The sequence below is a fragment of the Massilia rhizosphaerae genome (genome assembly GCF_016093545.1).
GTDB classification, from domain to species: Bacteria; Pseudomonadota; Gammaproteobacteria; order Burkholderiales; family Burkholderiaceae_D; genus Telluria; species Telluria rhizosphaerae.
Genome location: NZ_JADKYX010000001.1, coordinates 576,783 through 593,119 on the forward strand (window position 1 = coordinate 576,783; position 16,337 = coordinate 593,119).

Below are 16,337 nucleotides of genomic sequence, written 5' to 3' on the forward strand. Positions count from 1 at the left end.
TATTGTCAAAGCAACTAAAACACTTGGATGAGACATGGCCCGAAAGGTTCCGCCGTCCACCTGATGGCTGTGTCTGGAGTTGACCATGAGCAAAAACGCGCCGTTCAGAAAGTCGTACCTTTGAGTACGGAAAGTTCCTAATCGCGTCGTCCAAGTCCTCGTCGAAGGGATCGTCATGAAGACCATGCTGCGCCAGTCGCTGCGCGCCACCCTCGGAGCCCTGTTGTTGCTCGGCTTGTGGATCGGCTTGTCCGACCGCACCGCCGTGCCCGCCCTGCCCGACCGGCTGCAGCTGGGCGTCCTCATGCTCGTCACGATGACCGTGCTCTTCGCCACGCTGTTCCGGCGCGTGCGCAGCGAGGACCGGATCGCGCGCCTGGAAGCGGCGCTGTGCCGCGAACAAAAGGCGCGCAGCCAGGCCGACCAGGCGCTGGCGGAGTCCGACATGTTGCTGGGTCGCCTCACCGCCGGCGCGGAAGGCCGGCGCGGCAATCTCGATCCGCTGGCGCAATTGGTGGCGATCCAGTCCGAACTGCTGCAGGTGCGCCGCCAGTACGCCCTGGAAGATCCGCTGCTGGCCTCGCGCATCGACTTGCTGTGTACGCGCGTGGACCGCGTCGCCCACGCGATCGTCGCCGCGCACGCCTGCGACCCGGGGTGACCGGCCGCCCATCCCGCTTGCTCAAGATCAAGGGGGCGCCGTTGTCCGTGGCGCACAATCGGTTCTCGTCAGCAAGTTATTGCTAAACAGAACCGAAGGACGGGTCATGACAAGCACAACAACAATACATCGCCTCATGGATTCCTCGGGCGCGATCGGAGCGGATCGCGCTTTCTCCCACCAGCTGATGGAGACGCTGGCCATTCCCATCTTCGTCCTCGACACGACCTCCCGCGTCATGCTGTGGAACCGCGCCTGCGAACGCCTGACGGGCGTGCCCGCGCGCGAGATCCTCGGCACGCGCGACCATTGGCGCAGTTTTTTCGAAGAGCGCCGGCCCACCCTCGCCGATCTGCTGATCGAGGACCGCGCCGCCGACGCGCTGCGGATCCAGCCGCGCGCGGGCCTGGCCGACGAACAGCACATGTCGGCCGAAAGCTGGTGCGACATGCCGCGCGTGGGCCGGCGGCGCTACCTGGCGGCGGACGCCAGCCCGATCTACGACGACCGCGGCCGGCTGGCGGCCGTCGTCGAAACGTTGCGCGACATGACGGACGAGAAACTGGCCCAGATCGCCCTCGAGCAACTGGCCACCCGTGACGGCCTGACGGGCCTGGCCAACCGCCGCTGCTTCGACGAGACCCTGCACGCGGAATGGACGCGTGCGCTGCGCCAGCGCCAGCCGCTGTCGCTGCTGATGGTGGACGTCGACAATTTCAAGGCCTATAACGATGCGAACGGCCACCTGGGCGGCGACGAATGCCTCAAGCGCATCGCCACGGCCGTCGCCAGCGAGATGCGCGCCAACGACCTCGTCGCCCGCTACGGCGGCGAGGAATTCGCCGTCATCCTGCCGAACCAGTCCCTGAAGGGCGCGGCCAGCGTGGCCGAACGCATCCGCACCCGCGTCGAGCAACTGCAAGTCCCCAACCGCCTGGCGCCCGGCGAGCACGTCACCGTGTCCATCGGCGCCGCCACGGCCATCGCCTCGCCGGACAACAGCGCCAGCGAACTGGTCGCCATCGCCGACGCCGCGCTGTACCGCGCCAAACACATGGGCAGGAACCGGATCAGCCTGCCGCTGACCGAACTGGCCTGATCCGGTTCGCGGCGCCCTACAGCGTGGCGCGGTCCCAACCGTGCCGCACGGCTTCTTTCACCTTGTCCCAGGCCGCCGCGCCGTCCCTGCCGTGCCGCTCCTCCCAGTCGATGTGCAGGTCGTTCTCGACGTCGGACCAGTCGCTGTTGCGGAAGCGCGCGTCGTTGCGCATCGCCGCGCCGAAGCGGTACGCCGGCGCCAGGTCGTCGTACCGCGTGCCGCTGGCCGCATACGTGTTCGACCAGTGGGTGCGGTAGTGGCTGTCGTCGTCGCGGGTGGTGTCGCCCGTCATCTTGTCCCAGCCGTGGCGAACGGCCGCCTTGATGCGTTCCCAGGCGGACGGCTCGTCGGGCGTGCCGTATCTGCTGTGCCAGTCCTTCTTGAGATCGCTTTCGGCGTCGTCCCAGGAACGGTCGCGGTAGGTGTCGCTGACGCGCATCTCGTTGCCGTAGCGGTAGGCCGGCGCCACCTCGTCGTAGTCCGCGCCGCTGCCGGCATAGTTCGACTCGTAGTGCGTGTGGTAATAGGTCGAGTCGTCCATGTCCGGCGTGATCTTGTTCCAGCCATGGCGCACGGCCTCCTTGAATTTCTCCCAGGTCGACGTGCCGCTCGTGTAGCGCGACTCCCAGTCGCTCTTGAGTTCGGGCTCCGCCTCGTCCCAGCGGCGGCTGCGGTATTTCTCCATGCGGCGCGCCTCGTCGCCGTAGCGGTAGGCCGGCAGGTAATTGTCGAACGTTTCGTTCGCGTTCGAGTACCTGGCGTTCCAGTGGCTGCGGTAATAGCTGTCGTCGTCGATGTCGGGGGTGATCTTGTCCCAGCCGCGGCGCACGGCGGCCTTGAACTTGTCCCACGTCGACGCGCCCGGATGGCGCTTGTCCCAGTCGCTGCGCAGGTCCGTCTCGACCTCGTCCCACGACCGGTCGCGGTACTTGGCGCTCGTGCGCATCTCGGTGCCGTAGCGGTACGCGGGCTCGTACTCGTCGTAGCCGCCGCCCAGGCTCGAGTAATTGTCGTGCCAGTCCGAGTGATACCAGTCGTCGGTGTCCATGTCCGGCGTGATCTTGTCCCAGCCGTGGCGCACCGCCGTCTTGAACTTGTCCCACGTCGAGGCGCCAGGGTTGCGGGCTTCCCAGTCGGTCTTGAGGTCGGACTCGACGTCGTACCACTGGCGGTTGCGGTATTTCGCGCTGCGGCGCATTTCGTTGCCGTAGCGGTAGGCCGGCGCGTAATCGTCGTAGCTGCCCAGGCTCGAATAATTGTCGGTCCAGTGGCTGCGGTAATGATCCTCCGAGTCCGGCGTGATCTTGTCCCAGCCGCGGCGCACGGCCGCCTTGAACTTGTCCCACGTGGACGCGCCCGGATGACGGGTGTCCCAGTCGCTGCGCAAGGTCTGCTCGACGTCGCTCCAGTCGCGGTCGCGGTATCTTTCGCTGCGGCGCATCTCGTTGCCGAAGCGGTAGGCCGGTGCGTAGTCCTCGTAAGTGCCGCCCAGGCTGGCGTAATTCCGCGTCCAGTCGTTGCGGAAATAGTCGTCGTACGTATCGCTGATGCCGGCCGCGGGCATGGTGTCGTGGGCGAACACCCGCACGTTGCCGCGCGCCCCCAGGTCGCGCTGCTGCGAGCCCGCCTGCTCGCCCATCCTGGCGGTGCCGCCCAGCGACGTGTCGTCCGAGCCGGGAATCGACGCCGTGCCCTGCAAGGGAGAGCCGCTCATCGATCCGCCCGACTGCTCCGAGGCGCCCAGCGGTTCCTGGTACGTCGTGTCTTTCGGGAACGGATCTTCCGGATTCTGCGTCGCAAAATCCTTGCTGTCGTCGTGGCCCGTGAATTGCAGCGAACCGGGCTCCGTCCCCGGCGGCGTGCCCTGGTACGAGCCGCCCGCCGATTGCGCCGAGCCGGACGCCGAGCCGAGGTTGCCGGATTGCGCCGACGTGCTGCCCGACTGCTGCATGCCCGCCTGCCGCATGCCCGGCGCCGCGGCCGGCGTGCCGGCCGCGCCGCGCGCCCACTCGCCGTGGCGTTCGTCGATGTCGACGGGGCCGAAGCGCTCGATGATGTCGGCCGCGCGCTCCACTTCCGGTTCCGAGTCCGTCGTGAGCGTGAGCACGTGGTGCCCGCGCGTGACGGCATACGAGTACTTCATCGCGTGCTCGTTCGTGTCGGACCCGAACAGCGTGGTGAAGAAATGCTTGATGGAGGCGCCGATGCCCTCCTCGTGCTCGCTCTGCATCGCGGTGTCCGCGCCGGTGACGCTGTTCGACTGGCCGGTCGGATCGGCGCTCGAGAGGCTCGCCTCGTTGCGCGTGAAGCCCGATGCCAGCAATTCGTCCAGGGCGTTCTGGGCATCGCTCCGGTTGTCGAAGACTGCTACCAAGGTATGTCGCATGATGTTCCTCCGCTGTCATCGTGATGGAATGCCGGCCCTGTCGAAGCGCGCCACGCCGACCTGCTCGGCGCCGAGCATGACGTATTCCGCGTGGAGATCCTCGTGCCGGTCTCTGGTCGAGAGTACTCCAAAGCGGTCGCGTTGCGCGCACCATTGACCGGGTACGACCCATGCGTATGCCGCGGTCCGCACCCGCATGAAAAACGGGCCTTGCGGCCCGTCTTGTCGGTCAGCCGAACGGATTCGCGACCTTGTGCACCTCCGGCGGCGGCAGGCGCTCCGGCAGGTCTTTCGCTTCCAGGCCCGCCACGACGCGCCCCAGCAGGTCGTGCAGAAGGCGCGCCCTGGCCAGGCCGTCCTTGTCGGCCGTGAGGTCGACGTCGCCGGAGATCGTGATGCGGTCGAGGCGGTTCTCCAGCATCAGGCGGCCGATCTCGACGACGTCGGCCTCGTTTTCGTACGGGGCGAATTTCGGTGTGCTGCTCATGGCTCTCCTCTCGATGCTCAATGGCGGTTGCGGCCGCGGGACGGCTTGACGCGGATGTCCGGCAGTGCCAGTACGCGCTCCTTGTCCGCGTCGGTCAGGGCGGGCAGCAGGTTGATGCCGACGATGCGTTCGAGTTCCGGGATCGGGATCACGTTGGCGCGGGCGCCGGCCGTGTTCTCCACGAACCAGGCGGCGCCGGCGCGCTGGCGCGGGCTGTACACGAGTTTATACAAATGGGTCGGCACCAGCACGTTGCCGACCTTGCGCAGGTCCGCGCCGAGGAAGGCCGGCCCCGTGACGACGTACAGGTCGCCCTCCTTCTTCGCCATCTTGCGCACGGCCCCTTCGATGCCGGCCCACAGGTTGCGGTTGTTCTCGCCGTCCTGCGGGACGATGTTGGCGAGGCTGAAGCTGTCGTGCTGGCTGTCGCGGTCTGGCATGTCGCCGTTCGGCGCCATGTGGCCGCGGTCGAAGCCGCTGCGGGCATAGTCCGACAGTTCGGCGCGCTCGTCCGCGGGAAGGCGCGGTTCCGGGTGGAAGGAATTTTCGCGCGACAACTCCTGCGCCGCTGCGATATTCTGTGCCTGCAGGTGTTCGGCCGACCACAGCGGCGTGCGCGTGACGCCCGAATGCAGTACGCTGAACACGTTGAAGCACAGCGCTTCGGTCTCCTTGCCCAGCTTGGGATTCGTGATGCGCGGCGCCTGGCCGTCGACGAAATGGTCGGCGCACGATTGCGGGCGCGGCGCTTCCACCGCAATGGACGCGCGGGCCGGGGGCCGGTTCGTGGATTCGCGGTGGCAGCCGCCGAGCGCCAGCGCCAGCGCCAGCGGGAGTGCCGGCGCGAATAACTTCTTGAGCATAATGATTCGACAAGATCAAAGATTGTGTCATTTTAGCCGAGGCGCGCTTGCGCTTCCTCATGCGCTTCCTCATGCGTTTTCACAGGCGTACCAGCGCACGGTTGAACGCACGCAAGTGCATTTCCGGCGGGAATGTTATAAAATTACGGTTTCAAAAAGCTAAGTACATTTGTCCAAAAACGATGGCGATGGGTAAGCCCACCATACCCGAGGACCTTCGGCGCTTTGTGCTGACCAGCATCCCCTCGGTCCCTTTCCTGGAAGCGCTGCTGTTGATGCGCGCCGATCCGGACCAGGCATGGCGCCGCGACACGCTCGCGCGCCGGCTGTACGTGCGCGAGAAGACCGCGGAAGACCTGCTGGCCGACCTGTGCACCGCGCGGATCGCCGAGCCCTGGCCCGCGCCCGACGCGGACGCCTACCGCTATGCGCCGGCGGACGAGGGCCTGCGCGACCGGATCGACCGCCTGGCCGACCTGTACGCGACCAACCTGGTCGAAGTTACCCACCTCATCCACTCTTCCCTCGACCGCAAGGCCCAGCAGTTTGCGGACGCCTTCAAATGGCGAAAGGATTCCTGATGGCGTTCACCATCTATGCACTGTGCACCCTGACGTCGCTCGCCTGCGCCTGGCTGCTGCTGGGCAGCTATCGGCGTACCGGGCACCGCCTCCTGTTCTGGAGCGGGGCCTCGTTCGTGGCGATGACCGTCAACAATGTATTCCTCATGCTGGACAAAGTCGTGTTCCCCGACATCAACCTGCTGCCGGTGCGCCAGGTGTCGGCCCTCGTGTCCGTGCTGCTGCTGTTGTACGGCCTGATCTACGAGAAGGAATGACATGCTGAACGAAATGAACGACCTGTTCACGGGCGCCATCGCGATGGCGTCCTTCGTCATCGCGCTGTGCTTCCTGCGCTTCTGGCGCAGTTCGCGCGACCGCTTCTTCCTGTATTTCTCCCTGTCGTTCGGCATCGAGGGCGTGCACCGGATCGTGTCGGCCCTCTCGTACGACGACAACGAGGACACGCCGCTGCACTACCTCGTGCGGCTGCTGGCCTATGGCCTGATCCTGTGGGCGATCCTGGAAAAGAACCTGCCGGCGCGGCGCTCGCAGCGTCCCGACCAGCGTTAGCGTGCGCCCGGCCGCCCTCCCCTGCGCCATAATCGGCCGTCACACCGGACACCATTCATGGAGGAAGGCATGACGGACCAACAGAAACGTAAAGACGAAGGTGCGCAGAATGTCCAGCGCGCCGATCCCGGCCAGGCGCAGCGCGCCCACGACCGCTCGGAAAACCTGCTGCCGGCCGACGACGCCGACGACGGCCGCTACGACGTGGCCGAGGAAGTGAACCTCGACCAGCAGTCGGACCGGCTGCGGCGCGTGGGCAAGCCGCCCAAAGGCAGCTAGCCCATCATCCTAGCCGGTCACGCCCATGCGCAGGCCCTCGATCGTGTGGGCCTGCTCGATGTGTTCCAGCGCGGGCACGATGCGGCAACGCAGATGGTCGCGCACGGCGGCCGGCAGCGCATCCCAATACGCTTGGGTGACCTGCAGGTCGTGCTTCTCGGCGTTGCGGCCGTCCGGCGCGTCGACGCCCAGCACGAGCACGGGCCGCGACTGGCGGCTGCGGTTCGCGGTGCCGCGGTGGATCGTCAGCGCCGAACGGGCCGAGATGTCGCCCACCTTCGGAAGCTTGCGCTGGGCGCGCGCCTCGTAGCGCGGATACAGGGACTGGTCGGGGAACATCAGGTCCCCGCCGGCGAGGTCGTCCCACTGCGTGCCCGGCGCGATCTCGAACGGGCCGATCTCCTCCGTCACGTCCACCGTCGTCAGGTTGAAGGCGAGCGAATTCAGGCGGCGCCCGACGAGCGTTTCCGGCGGCGCCGGGAAGTCGCGGTGCCAGGGCTGGTGCATGGCGCCCGGGAACGGGATGTCGAAGCCCACTTCGACGATCTTGTAGTCCGGTCCGAGCACGGCCCGGCACACGGCGACGATCCACGGATGCGTGGCCAGGTCGACAAAGCCGCGCAGCCGTTCCGGATGGACTTCGACGTAGTAGCGGCACGGGCCGCGTTCCAGGGCGCCGCGCGGACGGGCGCGCGCCTCGGCGAACAGGGTTTCGATGTCTTCCTTGAGTTGCGCGACCCATTCCGCGCTGAAGGCGCCCTTGCAGGCGATGATGCCGTCGCCGTACAGGCCGCCCATGATGGCGCCCACGTCGTAGCCGGCGCCTTCGTTCGATGCTTGCATGGTGGTCTCCTTGCTGTCCCGCGGCCCCATCCTACCGATGTTCGGCGGCGGACGGCGCCCGGCTGTCCGCCGCCCAGTTGACAGCCGGGCCCGCAGCTCCTACAGTCGCAGAACGATGACTTCGACATCCTGCGCATGCATTCCGCGGTAAATACGGCGCGGGCCGGCCCCGGTCGCGGGAGGCGCGCATGAACGGGCCGGCGCCCGGACGGGTGCTGTTCCTGTGCGACCGTCCCGTGTCCGACCCCGCCGTCGGCGTCGTGGCCGCCGAGCTGGGCTACGACCTCGTGCGCGCCCGCACGCTGGCCGAAGCGCTCGTCCACGCGGCCGGCGGCGACGACCTGCCCGGTTTCGCCCTCGTGCTGGCCGGCTACTCCGGCAATACCGACGCGCTGTTCGACAGCGTGCGCCGCCTGCGCGCCGCGCTGCCGCACACGCCCGTGATCGCGCACGGCATCCCCGCCGCGCCGCCGTTCGCGCTGGAGTCGCTGTACGACGCCGGCGCGCTCGCCGTCCTGCACGATCCCATCTCGCTCCCGATCCTCAAGGCCAAGGCGCGCTTCTTCCTCGAGGCATACGCGACGGCGGCCGAGCGGCGCCGCGCCGAGGCCGCGCTGCGGGACACCCGCGCGCGCCTCGAAGCGACCATCGCCGCCGCCGAGGTGGCCGTGTGGTCGCTGGACGTCGCGAGCGGCCGCGTCAGCGCGGACGAGCGCCTGATCGAGATGTTCGGGCTGCGGCCGGAAAACGCGGGCGGCGCGGACATGGGCGCGTATTTCGCCGCCATGCATCCGGACGACGTGCGGCCCACGCAGGCGCTGCTCGGCCGCGCCATGGAGACGGGCGCGCCGTACGAAGCGACGTTCCGCGTACGCACGCCGGGCGGCGCCTGGCGCTGGGTCCTCGCGCGCGGCCAGCTGGACCGCAGCGCAGGCCAGCGCGGGATGATGCGCGGCGTCGTGATCGACGCGACGCTGCGCAAGCAGGCCGAGGAAAGGCTGCAGGCCAGCGAGGAACGCTACCGCACCCTGTTCGAGGCGATCGACGAAGCCGTGTGCGTGATCGAGATGCTGTACGACGACGCCGGCATCCCGTGCGACTACCGCTTCCTCGAAGTGAACCCGGCCTTCGTCAAGGCCACCGGCCTGGCGGATGCCGTCGGGCGCACCGTGCGCGCGCTCGTGCCGGTGCACGCGGCGCGCTGGTGCGACGCGTTCGACAAGGTCGCCGCCAGCGGCGAGCCGGTCCACTTCGTCGACGGGATCGAGGGACTCGGGCGCTGGTACGACGTGTACGCGGCGCGCGTGGGGCCCGCCGGCAGCCGCAAGGTGGTCGTGCTGTTCACCGACATCACGCAGCGCCGCCGCACCGAGCTCGAACTGCGCCGCCTCGCCGACGACCTGGCCGAACAGGACCGCCGCAAGACGGCGTTCCTCGCCACCCTGGCGCACGAGCTGCGCAACCCGCTGGCGCCGATCCGCAGCGGCCTGCAGCTGATGCGCCGCTCGCGCGCCGATCCGGCCGCGACGGCGCGCGTGCAGGACATCATGGACCGCCAGCTGGACCATCTCGTGCACCTCGTCGACGACCTGCTGGACGTGGCCCGCATCACGCGCGGCCAGGTCGAACTCAAGCCGGCGCTGGTCCCGCTCGCCGACGTGCTGAACGCGGCGGTGGAAACGAGCATGCCGCTGATCGAAGCCGCGCGCCACCGGCTCGACGTGCGCCTGCCGCACGAACCCCTGACGCTGCATGCCGACGCCACCCGCATCACGCAGGTCGTCAGCAACCTGCTCAACAACGCGGCCAAGTACACGCCGCGCGGCGGCCACATCGTGCTGGCGGCGGAGCGCGACGGCGACCAGGCGCTGATCGCCGTGTCCGACAATGGCATCGGCATCCCGGCAGAGTCGATCGGCGAAGTCTTCCGGATGTTCACCCAGGTCGCCCACGCCGCCCAGCACGTGCCGGGCGGGCTCGGGATCGGCCTGTCGCTCGTGAAAAGCCTCGTCGAACTGCATGGCGGGACCATCCAGGCGGCCAGCGCAGGGCCGGGCCTGGGCAGCGTGTTCACCGTGCGCCTGCCGCTGGCGCGGCGCGGCGCCGGCGCCGACGCCGCGCCGGATACGCCCGAGGCCGACGCGGCCGCGATTCCCGCCCTGCGCCTGCTCGTCGTGGACGACAACCGCGACGCCGCCGACACGCTCGCCGCCCTGCTGTCCGTGATGGGCCACGACGTCGTGGTCGCGCACGACGGCCACCAGGCGCTGCGCATGCTGGACGGCCTGCATCCGGACGCCGTGTTCCTCGACATCGGCATGCCCGGCCTGTCCGGCTACGACGTGGCGCAGGCCGTGCGGCGCGACCCGCGCCACGACGGCACCGTGCTCGTCGCGCTCACGGGCTGGGGCGGCGCCGACGACCGTGCCCGCACCGCCGAAGCGGGCTTCGACGCCCATCTCACCAAGCCGGCGACGGTGACTGCGATCGAAGCCGTGCTGCGCGAGGTCGAAGCGCGCAGGTTCGCCTCACCAGCCGATGGCTAGCAGGCGCGCCGCCATCCGGGGCCAGCACAGCGCCGCGACTTCGTCCCGGTCGGCCCAGCGGTAGGCATCCATTTCCGGCGTCGGCGCGCCCGTCGCGTGGTGCGGATACATGCTCGTGCAATTCAGGTGCGCCAGGTCCGGCAGCGCCGCGCCCACGTCCACGCGGAACAGGTGCAGGACCTTGTCGCGCCGGTAGTCGAAGCGACCCAGGTCGCGGAAATCGTCGGCCGGGAACGCGAGGCCGGTCTCTTCCCGCAGCTCGCGCATGGCGGCGGCGAGCGGCGTTTCGCCCGGATCCAGCAAGCCCTTCGGGATGTCCCAGCGCGCCGTGTGCGTCACATGGCCCAGCAGCAGGCGGCCGCCGGCGTCCACGACGAGCGTGCCGCACGAAACGTCGACCGGTCGCGCCGTCTTCCTCATGGCAGCGTGCGCGCGGCCGCGGCCAGCGCCTGTTCCAGCGACTCCAGGCTGACCGGCTTGGTCAGGTGCTGGTCGAAGCCCGCTTCGTGCGATTGCGCCTGGTCGCTCTGCGCGCCCCAGCCGGTCAACGCGATGAGGACGATCTGGCGCACGCCCTGGCTCTTGCGGATCGCGCGCGCCACTTCGTAGCCGCTCATGCCGGGCAGGCCGATGTCGAGCAGGACGAGGTCGGGGCGCACGTCCAGCGCCAACTGCAGCCCTTGCGGACCGTCGCGCGCCACCGAGGTCGCGTGGCCGAGCGCTTCCAGCAGCGCGACGAGGCTGTCGGCCGCATCGGCATTGTCGTCGACCACGAGCACCCGCAGGGCCGCCGGCGGCCGCGCCCCGGAGGCGCCGTCCGCGCCCGCCGGCCGGGCGTGCGGCGAGCCGGGATGCAACGGCAGGCGCACGGTGAACGTGCTGCCGCAGTCGCGGCCGGCGGAGAACGCGCTCACGCGGCCGCCGTGCAGCTCGACGAGCCGGCGCACGAGCGACAGGCCGATCCCGAGTCCGCCCTGGGCCCGATCGAGGCTGCCGCGCACTTGCGTGAACATCTCGAACACGGAACCGATGGCATCAAGCGGGATGCCGATGCCGGTGTCGGACACGGCGACGACGGCGTGGCCATCCTCGCGCCAGGCCGCCAGTCCCACGCGGCCCCCGGCCGGCGTGTACTTGGCGGCGTTGTTGAGGAGGTTGGACAGCACCTGCACCATGCGCGTCACGTCCGCTTCGAGCGGCAGCGGTTCGTCGGGCAGCTCGACGTCCAGGCTGTGGCCGTGGCTGTCGATCAGCGCGGCGCTCGTTTCCAGCGCCATCTGCACGATCGCCTTGAGGTCGACGGCTTCCCGTTTGAGTTCGATCTTGCCGCGCGTGATGCGGGCGATGTCGAGCAGGTCGTCGACCAGGTGGATCAGGTGCCCCAGCTGGCGGTCCATCATCGCGTGCACGCGCGCGGCGGCTTGCGCGTCCGGCGGCGCCATGCGCAGCAGGTCGAGGCCCGTGCGGATCGGCGCCAGCGGGTTGCGCAGCTCGTGCGCCAGGGTGGCGAGGAATTCGCTCTTGCGGTGGTCCGCTTCCGACAGGTCGGCCGCGACGCGGCGCAGCTCGTCCTCGGCGCGCTTCTGGGCCGTGATGTCGCGTGTGATCGTCGCCAGGCCGATGTTGTGGCCGTCCGCGTCGCGCACGGCGAAGCCCTTGAAATAGACGGGGACCGGGGCGCTGCCGTCCGGCTGGTCGAGCCGCAGCTCGCCTTCCCACGCGGCGGCGTCGCCCGTGAGTCCCGCCATCACGTGGTCGCGCACGAACGGCCGGTCCTCGCGCGGAAAGAAGTCGATCATGCGCCACGCGGCGATATTGGTGCAGTCGTCCAGGCCGGCCATGCGCCGGCCCGCCGGATTCAGGTAGATGCCGCCGGCGTCGGACGTGAAGATGCCGATGAAGTCGGACGATTGCTCGGCCACGGCGGCCAGGCGGCGGATGCCCTCCTCGGCGCGGCGGCGGTCGGTCTCGTCGCGGAAGTACAGCGCCAGGCCGCCGGCATCCGCGTCCGGCCCCTCCATCGGAAACGAATTGATCTCGAACCAGCGGTTCTGGGCGTCGTCGTACGCCTCGATGCGGCTGCGCGTGCGCGCCAGCGCCGTGCGCCGCAGCGCCTGTTCCTGCGGGCTGCCGCGCATGCGCGCGAACAGGTCCCAGAACTGGGCGCCGACCAGTTCCTCGCGCTGCCGGCGGGTGACGGCTTCGGCGGCGGCGTTCGCGTACGTGATGCGCCAGCTGGGATCGAGGGCGATGAAACCTTCGCTCATGCTTTCCAGGATCGCGCGCGAACGGTGTTCCGCGGCCAGGCGCTCGGTCGCCTCGTGGCGCTGGCCGATCACGAGCGACGCCGTGTTGGCGAGCAGCGCCAGCGCCGACTCTTCCTCCGGGCCGGGCAGGCGCCGTTCGCGGTAGTACAAGGTGAACGTCCCCAGGACCGCGCCGGACGGGGCCAGGATCGGCAGCGCGCGCGCCGCGCGCAGGCCGTGCGTCCGGGCCAGCGCGCGGTGCTGCTGCCACAGCGGATCGGCGTCGATGTCGGCGCACACGATCGGCTCGCCGCGCCACGCGGCGCTGCCGGCCGCGGCGGCGACGGGGCCGACCGGGACGGCGTCGATCGCGTGCTGGAAGCCGGCCGCGAGCGACGGCGCCGCCGCGTGATGCAGGCGGCCGTCCGGCGCGGTGACCTGCACCGATGCCAGGGCCGCGCCGCCGCAATAGTCTTCCGCCGTGCGCGCCAGCACGTCCAGCACGTCGCCCAGCGGCGCGTCCGTGACCGCGAGTTCCAGGGCGCCGCGCTGCCCGACGGCGAGCAGGTTGGCGCGCGTGCGCTCGGTGACGTCCACGCCGTGCAGCAGGACGCCGGAAATGGCGCCGTGCGGATCGCGCAAGGCCATGCAGACGAAATCGAGGAAGTGCTCTTCCAGCCCGCCCGGCCCGGCGCCGGCGCCGTGCAGCAGCAGGCGCACATTGCTGCCCTCGACCGCCTCGCCGCTGGCGTAGACCCGGTCCAGCACGTCGGCGAAGCCTTGTCCCGCCAGTTCCGGCAGCGCGGCGCGCACGGGCAGCTGCGCGAGCGGCCGGCCGCCGGCCAGTTCCAGGTAGCGCTGGTTGGCCATCTCGATCACGTGGTCCGGGCCGCTCATCACGCACATGATGGCGGGGGCGCGGTGGAAGATGTCGCGCATCCGCTCGCTGGCCGCCTGCAGCTCGCGCAGCAGCCGCTCGCGCTCGGCCTCGGCCTGGAGCCGGTTTTCCTCGAGCTGCTGCTCGCTCTCGGCCAAACGCTCGGCGGCAAGCTTTTCCGTCGTCGCGTCGCGGATGATCTTGGCGAAGCCGACGTGCGCGCCCGCCTCGTCGCGCAGCGGCACCATCACGCCGTCGGCGTAGAAGCGCGTGCCGTCGCGCCGCACGTGCCAGCGGCGGTCCTCGGCACGGCCCTGTTCGAGGGCGCGCCGCGCTTCCTGTTCCGGCAGGCCGAGCGCCAGGTCGTCCGCCGTGAACAGCAGGTCGGCGCGGCGGCCGCGCACGGCGTCGAGGTCCCAGCCGGTGATCGCGGCGGCGCCGCCCTCCCATTCCGTGACGACGCGGTCGACGTCCGTGCCGATGAAGGCGTAGTCGCGGATATTGTCGAGGATGAGGCGCAGGCGGGCGTCGCGCGAGCGCAGCTGGGCGCGGTGGCGTTCTTCCTCGATGCGCGCCAGCTCCGCGTTCTTGCGGTACAGGTCGATGAACACGGCGACCTTGGCCCGCAGCACGACGGAATTGAACGGCTTCGTGAGGTAGTCGACGGCGCCCAGCGCGTATGCGCGCTCGAGCGGGAATTCGTCGGCGTCGCCGGCGGTCAAAAAGATGATCGGCAGGCTGTGCGTGCGCGGGTGCTCGCGGATCAGCTCGGCCAGCTCGAAGCCGTTCATCGTCGGCATGCGCACGTCCAGCAGCACGACGGCGAAATCGTGGGCGAGCACTTCGCGCAGCGCCGCCTCGCCCGACGTGACGGAGACCAGCGTCTGCCCCAGATCCGCCAGGATGGCTTCCAGCACCGCCAGGTTGGCCGGCTGGTCGTCGACGAGCAGGATCTTGGTGGTCTGGTCGGGGGCCATCGGTGTCCGGCGAAAGGATTGATGCAAATAATGCAATGTATTCCGGCCCCTGCCGAAAGTCAATTGTGCGCGGCGGGATGCCGCCCGCCCCCAAACTAGCGGCTGGCTTGCGACCGACCAGGAGTGTCGATGATCTTTTCCTTCCTGTCCCGAAAGGGGCATTTTTTCTTTCTAAACAATCCCTTCGAGAATTGGGCGGCGGCATTGGTCGTGACCGCCGCCACGGCGCTCGCCCTGGTGTTCGTGCGCGCCTTCGTGCTGCGCCGGCTGGAAACGGTGTCGCGCCGCACGGGCACGCGGCTGGACGATTTCGTCACGCGGATGCTGTCGCAGACCTATATGTTGTTCATCGTCGTGTTCGCCATGTACTGCGGCAGCTCGTTCCTCGAACTGACGGCCGGGCAGAACAAATTCGTCTCGCGCACCGCCATCGCCGCGCTGATGCTGCAGGCGGCCATCTGGGGCGACACGGGCCTGCGTGCCTGGCGCGACCAGTTCAGCGTCGGTCCCGTGGACGGCGAGCGGCGCGCGTCCAGCAGCGTGCTGTGCTTCATCTCGCGCTTGCTGCTGTGGCTGGTCGTCACCTTGATGATCCTCGACAATTTCGGGATCAATATCACGACCCTGGTGGCCAGCCTGGGCATCGGCGGTGTGGCCGTCGCGCTGGCGACGCAGAACATCCTCGGCGACCTGTTCGCCTCGCTGTCGATCATGCTGGACAAGCCGTTCGAGGTCGGCGACTTCATCATCGTGGGCGACGTGCTCGGGTCCGTCGAGCACATCGGCCTCAAGACGACGCGCGTGCGGGGACTGGGCGGCGAACAGGTCGTGTTCTCGAACGGCGAGCTGCTGAAAAGCCGCATCCACAACCACAAGCGCATGCAGACGCGGCGCGTCGCGTTCGTGCTGCGCGTGGCGTACGGCATGCCGGAGGACCTGCTGTGCCGCATCCCGCACATCATCCGCGACATCATCGCCAGCAAGCCGAACATCGATTTCGAGCGCGCCCACTTCTTCAGCTGGGGGCAATGGTCGCTCGACTTCGAAATCGTCTACCACTACCGCAGCCCCGACTACATCCTGCACATGGACGCCCAGCAAAACATATTCCTGGACATCTATCGCCGCTTTCAGCAGGAGGGCATCGAGTTCGCGCACCCGCTGTCGATCGTGCGGCTGGCCGACCCGAAGCTGGCCGACTCGATCCGCCGCAGCGGCGAGGCGCCGCCGCCGCCCGGGCCTTCGTTTCACTGAGTTGTTGCACCCAGTTGCCGGACTCATCCTACACGCCAGCCATAACGAGTCCTATTCATCTCGCATATCGTGCGGCTTACCATGACTTCATCCCTCGCGATCGGACGTCACCCGACGCCGATGCGGCAGAGGGTCAGCATTGCACGTAACCAACTCAAGGAGAACGATCATGGCATCGAACAACCAGCAAGGCGGTAACAAGGGCAACAACCAGAGCGGCGACACCAGCAACCGCGGCTTCGCGTCGATGGACCCGCAGAAACAGCGCGAAATCGCCTCCGAAGGCGGCAAGGCCTCGCACGCATCGGGCAATGCCCACGAGTTCACGTCGGAAGAAGCGCGCCGCGCGGGCTCGATGAGCCACAAGAACGACGGCAACAACCAGAGCGGCAGCAGCGGCAGCCAGCAGAGCGGCAGCCACACCCGGGGCGGCACGCCGGAGCAGCACGCGAAGGCGGGCTCGCAGAGCCACAAGAACGACGATAAGCGCTGATCGATAGCGTCTGCCCGGCCTGGCCGGGCTGTCGTCGACATCGAACCGCCGGCCTGGTCCGGCGGTTTTTTCATTTTCGTGACGCGTACAAAAAAATAGCCGCAGGGCTCATTCTTCCGTATTGACGAGCCCGTCTCCCTTCCGTGCCCGTCCAATTGTGCGGGGCGAAACGCATGAAGGGTGATATATTTTT

General features: G+C 68.8%; 15 protein-coding genes. 9 read left to right on the forward strand and 6 right to left on the reverse strand.

Annotated features, from left to right (window positions below):
- The first annotated feature begins 175 nt into the window (after positions 1-175).
- Together ISF28_RS02415 and ISF28_RS02420 are read left to right on the forward strand one after the other, a co-directional pair.
- The gene (locus ISF28_RS02415; RefSeq protein WP_198115522.1) at positions 176-661 is read left to right on the forward strand and encodes a hypothetical protein; all 486 of its coding nucleotides are present in this window, start codon (positions 176-178) and stop codon (positions 659-661) included.
- A 187-nt stretch (positions 662-848) separates the two neighbouring features.
- Positions 849-1,760 carry a GGDEF domain-containing protein gene (locus ISF28_RS02420; protein WP_370663383.1) on the forward strand — a complete coding sequence of 304 codons (912 nt, stop codon included), beginning with the start codon at positions 849-851 and terminating at the stop codon, positions 1,758-1,760.
- Between the two features lie 16 nt (positions 1,761-1,776).
- Here the strand turns inward: ISF28_RS02420 and ISF28_RS02425 are convergent, their stop codons facing one another.
- The 3 genes from ISF28_RS02425 to ISF28_RS02435 form a co-directional block, all read right to left on the reverse strand.
- The gene (locus ISF28_RS02425) at positions 1,777-4,146 is read right to left on the reverse strand and encodes a hypothetical protein (RefSeq protein WP_198115524.1); all 2,370 of its coding nucleotides are present in this window, start codon (positions 4,144-4,146) and stop codon (positions 1,777-1,779) included.
- 229 nt (positions 4,147-4,375) lie between these two features.
- Positions 4,376-4,633 (reverse strand): hypothetical protein, encoded by a 258-nt coding sequence (locus tag ISF28_RS02430; RefSeq protein ID WP_198115525.1) that lies wholly within the window; start codon positions 4,631-4,633, stop codon positions 4,376-4,378.
- A gap of 17 nt (positions 4,634-4,650) precedes the next feature.
- Positions 4,651-5,496, reverse strand: a complete 846-nt coding sequence (locus ISF28_RS02435) for a DNA/RNA non-specific endonuclease (protein WP_198115526.1) — start codon at positions 5,494-5,496, stop codon at positions 4,651-4,653.
- Positions 5,497-5,723: 227 nt separating this feature from the next.
- Here ISF28_RS02435 and ISF28_RS02440 point away from each other — a divergent pair, with 227 nt between their 5' ends.
- The 4 genes from ISF28_RS02440 to ISF28_RS02455 all read left to right on the forward strand — a co-directional run bounded on the left by ISF28_RS02440 (position 5,724) and on the right by ISF28_RS02455 (position 6,908).
- Positions 5,724-6,077, forward strand: a complete 354-nt coding sequence (locus ISF28_RS02440) for a hypothetical protein (RefSeq protein ID WP_370663377.1) — start codon at positions 5,724-5,726, stop codon at positions 6,075-6,077.
- Complete coding sequence (locus ISF28_RS02445; RefSeq protein WP_198115528.1) at positions 6,077-6,334, forward strand: DUF5985 family protein; 258 nt, start codon at positions 6,077-6,079, stop codon at positions 6,332-6,334. The genes ISF28_RS02440 and ISF28_RS02445 overlap by 1 nt, the downstream gene beginning before the upstream one ends.
- A gap of 1 nt (position 6,335) precedes the next feature.
- Complete coding sequence (locus ISF28_RS02450) at positions 6,336-6,629, forward strand: DUF5985 family protein (protein WP_229518814.1); 294 nt, start codon at positions 6,336-6,338, stop codon at positions 6,627-6,629.
- A 69-nt stretch (positions 6,630-6,698) separates the two neighbouring features.
- Positions 6,699-6,908, forward strand: a complete 210-nt coding sequence (locus tag ISF28_RS02455; RefSeq protein ID WP_198115529.1) for a hypothetical protein — start codon at positions 6,699-6,701, stop codon at positions 6,906-6,908.
- 9 nt (positions 6,909-6,917) lie between these two features.
- Here the strand turns inward: ISF28_RS02455 and ISF28_RS02460 are convergent, their stop codons facing one another.
- The gene (locus ISF28_RS02460) at positions 6,918-7,751 is read right to left on the reverse strand and encodes a phytanoyl-CoA dioxygenase family protein (RefSeq protein ID WP_198115530.1); all 834 of its coding nucleotides are present in this window, start codon (positions 7,749-7,751) and stop codon (positions 6,918-6,920) included.
- Between the two features lie 188 nt (positions 7,752-7,939).
- On the opposite strand from ISF28_RS02460, the gene ISF28_RS02465 reads away from it, so the two are divergent.
- A complete protein-coding gene (locus ISF28_RS02465; protein WP_198115531.1) occupies positions 7,940-10,297 on the forward strand; it encodes a hybrid sensor histidine kinase/response regulator in 2,358 nt (785 codons plus the stop codon).
- Here ISF28_RS02465 and ISF28_RS02470 read toward each other — a convergent pair.
- On the reverse strand, positions 10,280-10,717 hold the full coding sequence (locus ISF28_RS02470; protein ID WP_198115532.1) for an NUDIX hydrolase: 438 nt from the start codon (positions 10,715-10,717) through the stop codon (positions 10,280-10,282). The two genes, ISF28_RS02465 and ISF28_RS02470, sit on opposite strands and share 18 nt — an antisense overlap.
- A complete protein-coding gene (locus ISF28_RS02475; protein WP_198115533.1) occupies positions 10,714-14,397 on the reverse strand; it encodes a response regulator in 3,684 nt (1,227 codons plus the stop codon). The genes ISF28_RS02470 and ISF28_RS02475 overlap by 4 nt, the downstream gene beginning before the upstream one ends.
- A 210-nt stretch (positions 14,398-14,607) precedes the next feature.
- Here ISF28_RS02475 and ISF28_RS30300 point away from each other — a divergent pair, with 210 nt between their 5' ends.
- Both ISF28_RS30300 and ISF28_RS02485 read left to right on the forward strand, forming a co-directional pair.
- Positions 14,608-15,651, forward strand: coding sequence for a mechanosensitive ion channel family protein (locus ISF28_RS30300; RefSeq protein ID WP_198115534.1), 1,044 nt, complete (start codon positions 14,608-14,610; stop codon positions 15,649-15,651).
- A gap of 169 nt (positions 15,652-15,820) precedes the next feature.
- Complete coding sequence (locus ISF28_RS02485) at positions 15,821-16,144, forward strand: KGG domain-containing protein (RefSeq protein ID WP_198115535.1); 324 nt, start codon at positions 15,821-15,823, stop codon at positions 16,142-16,144.
- Positions 16,145-16,337: the final 193 nt, after the last annotated feature.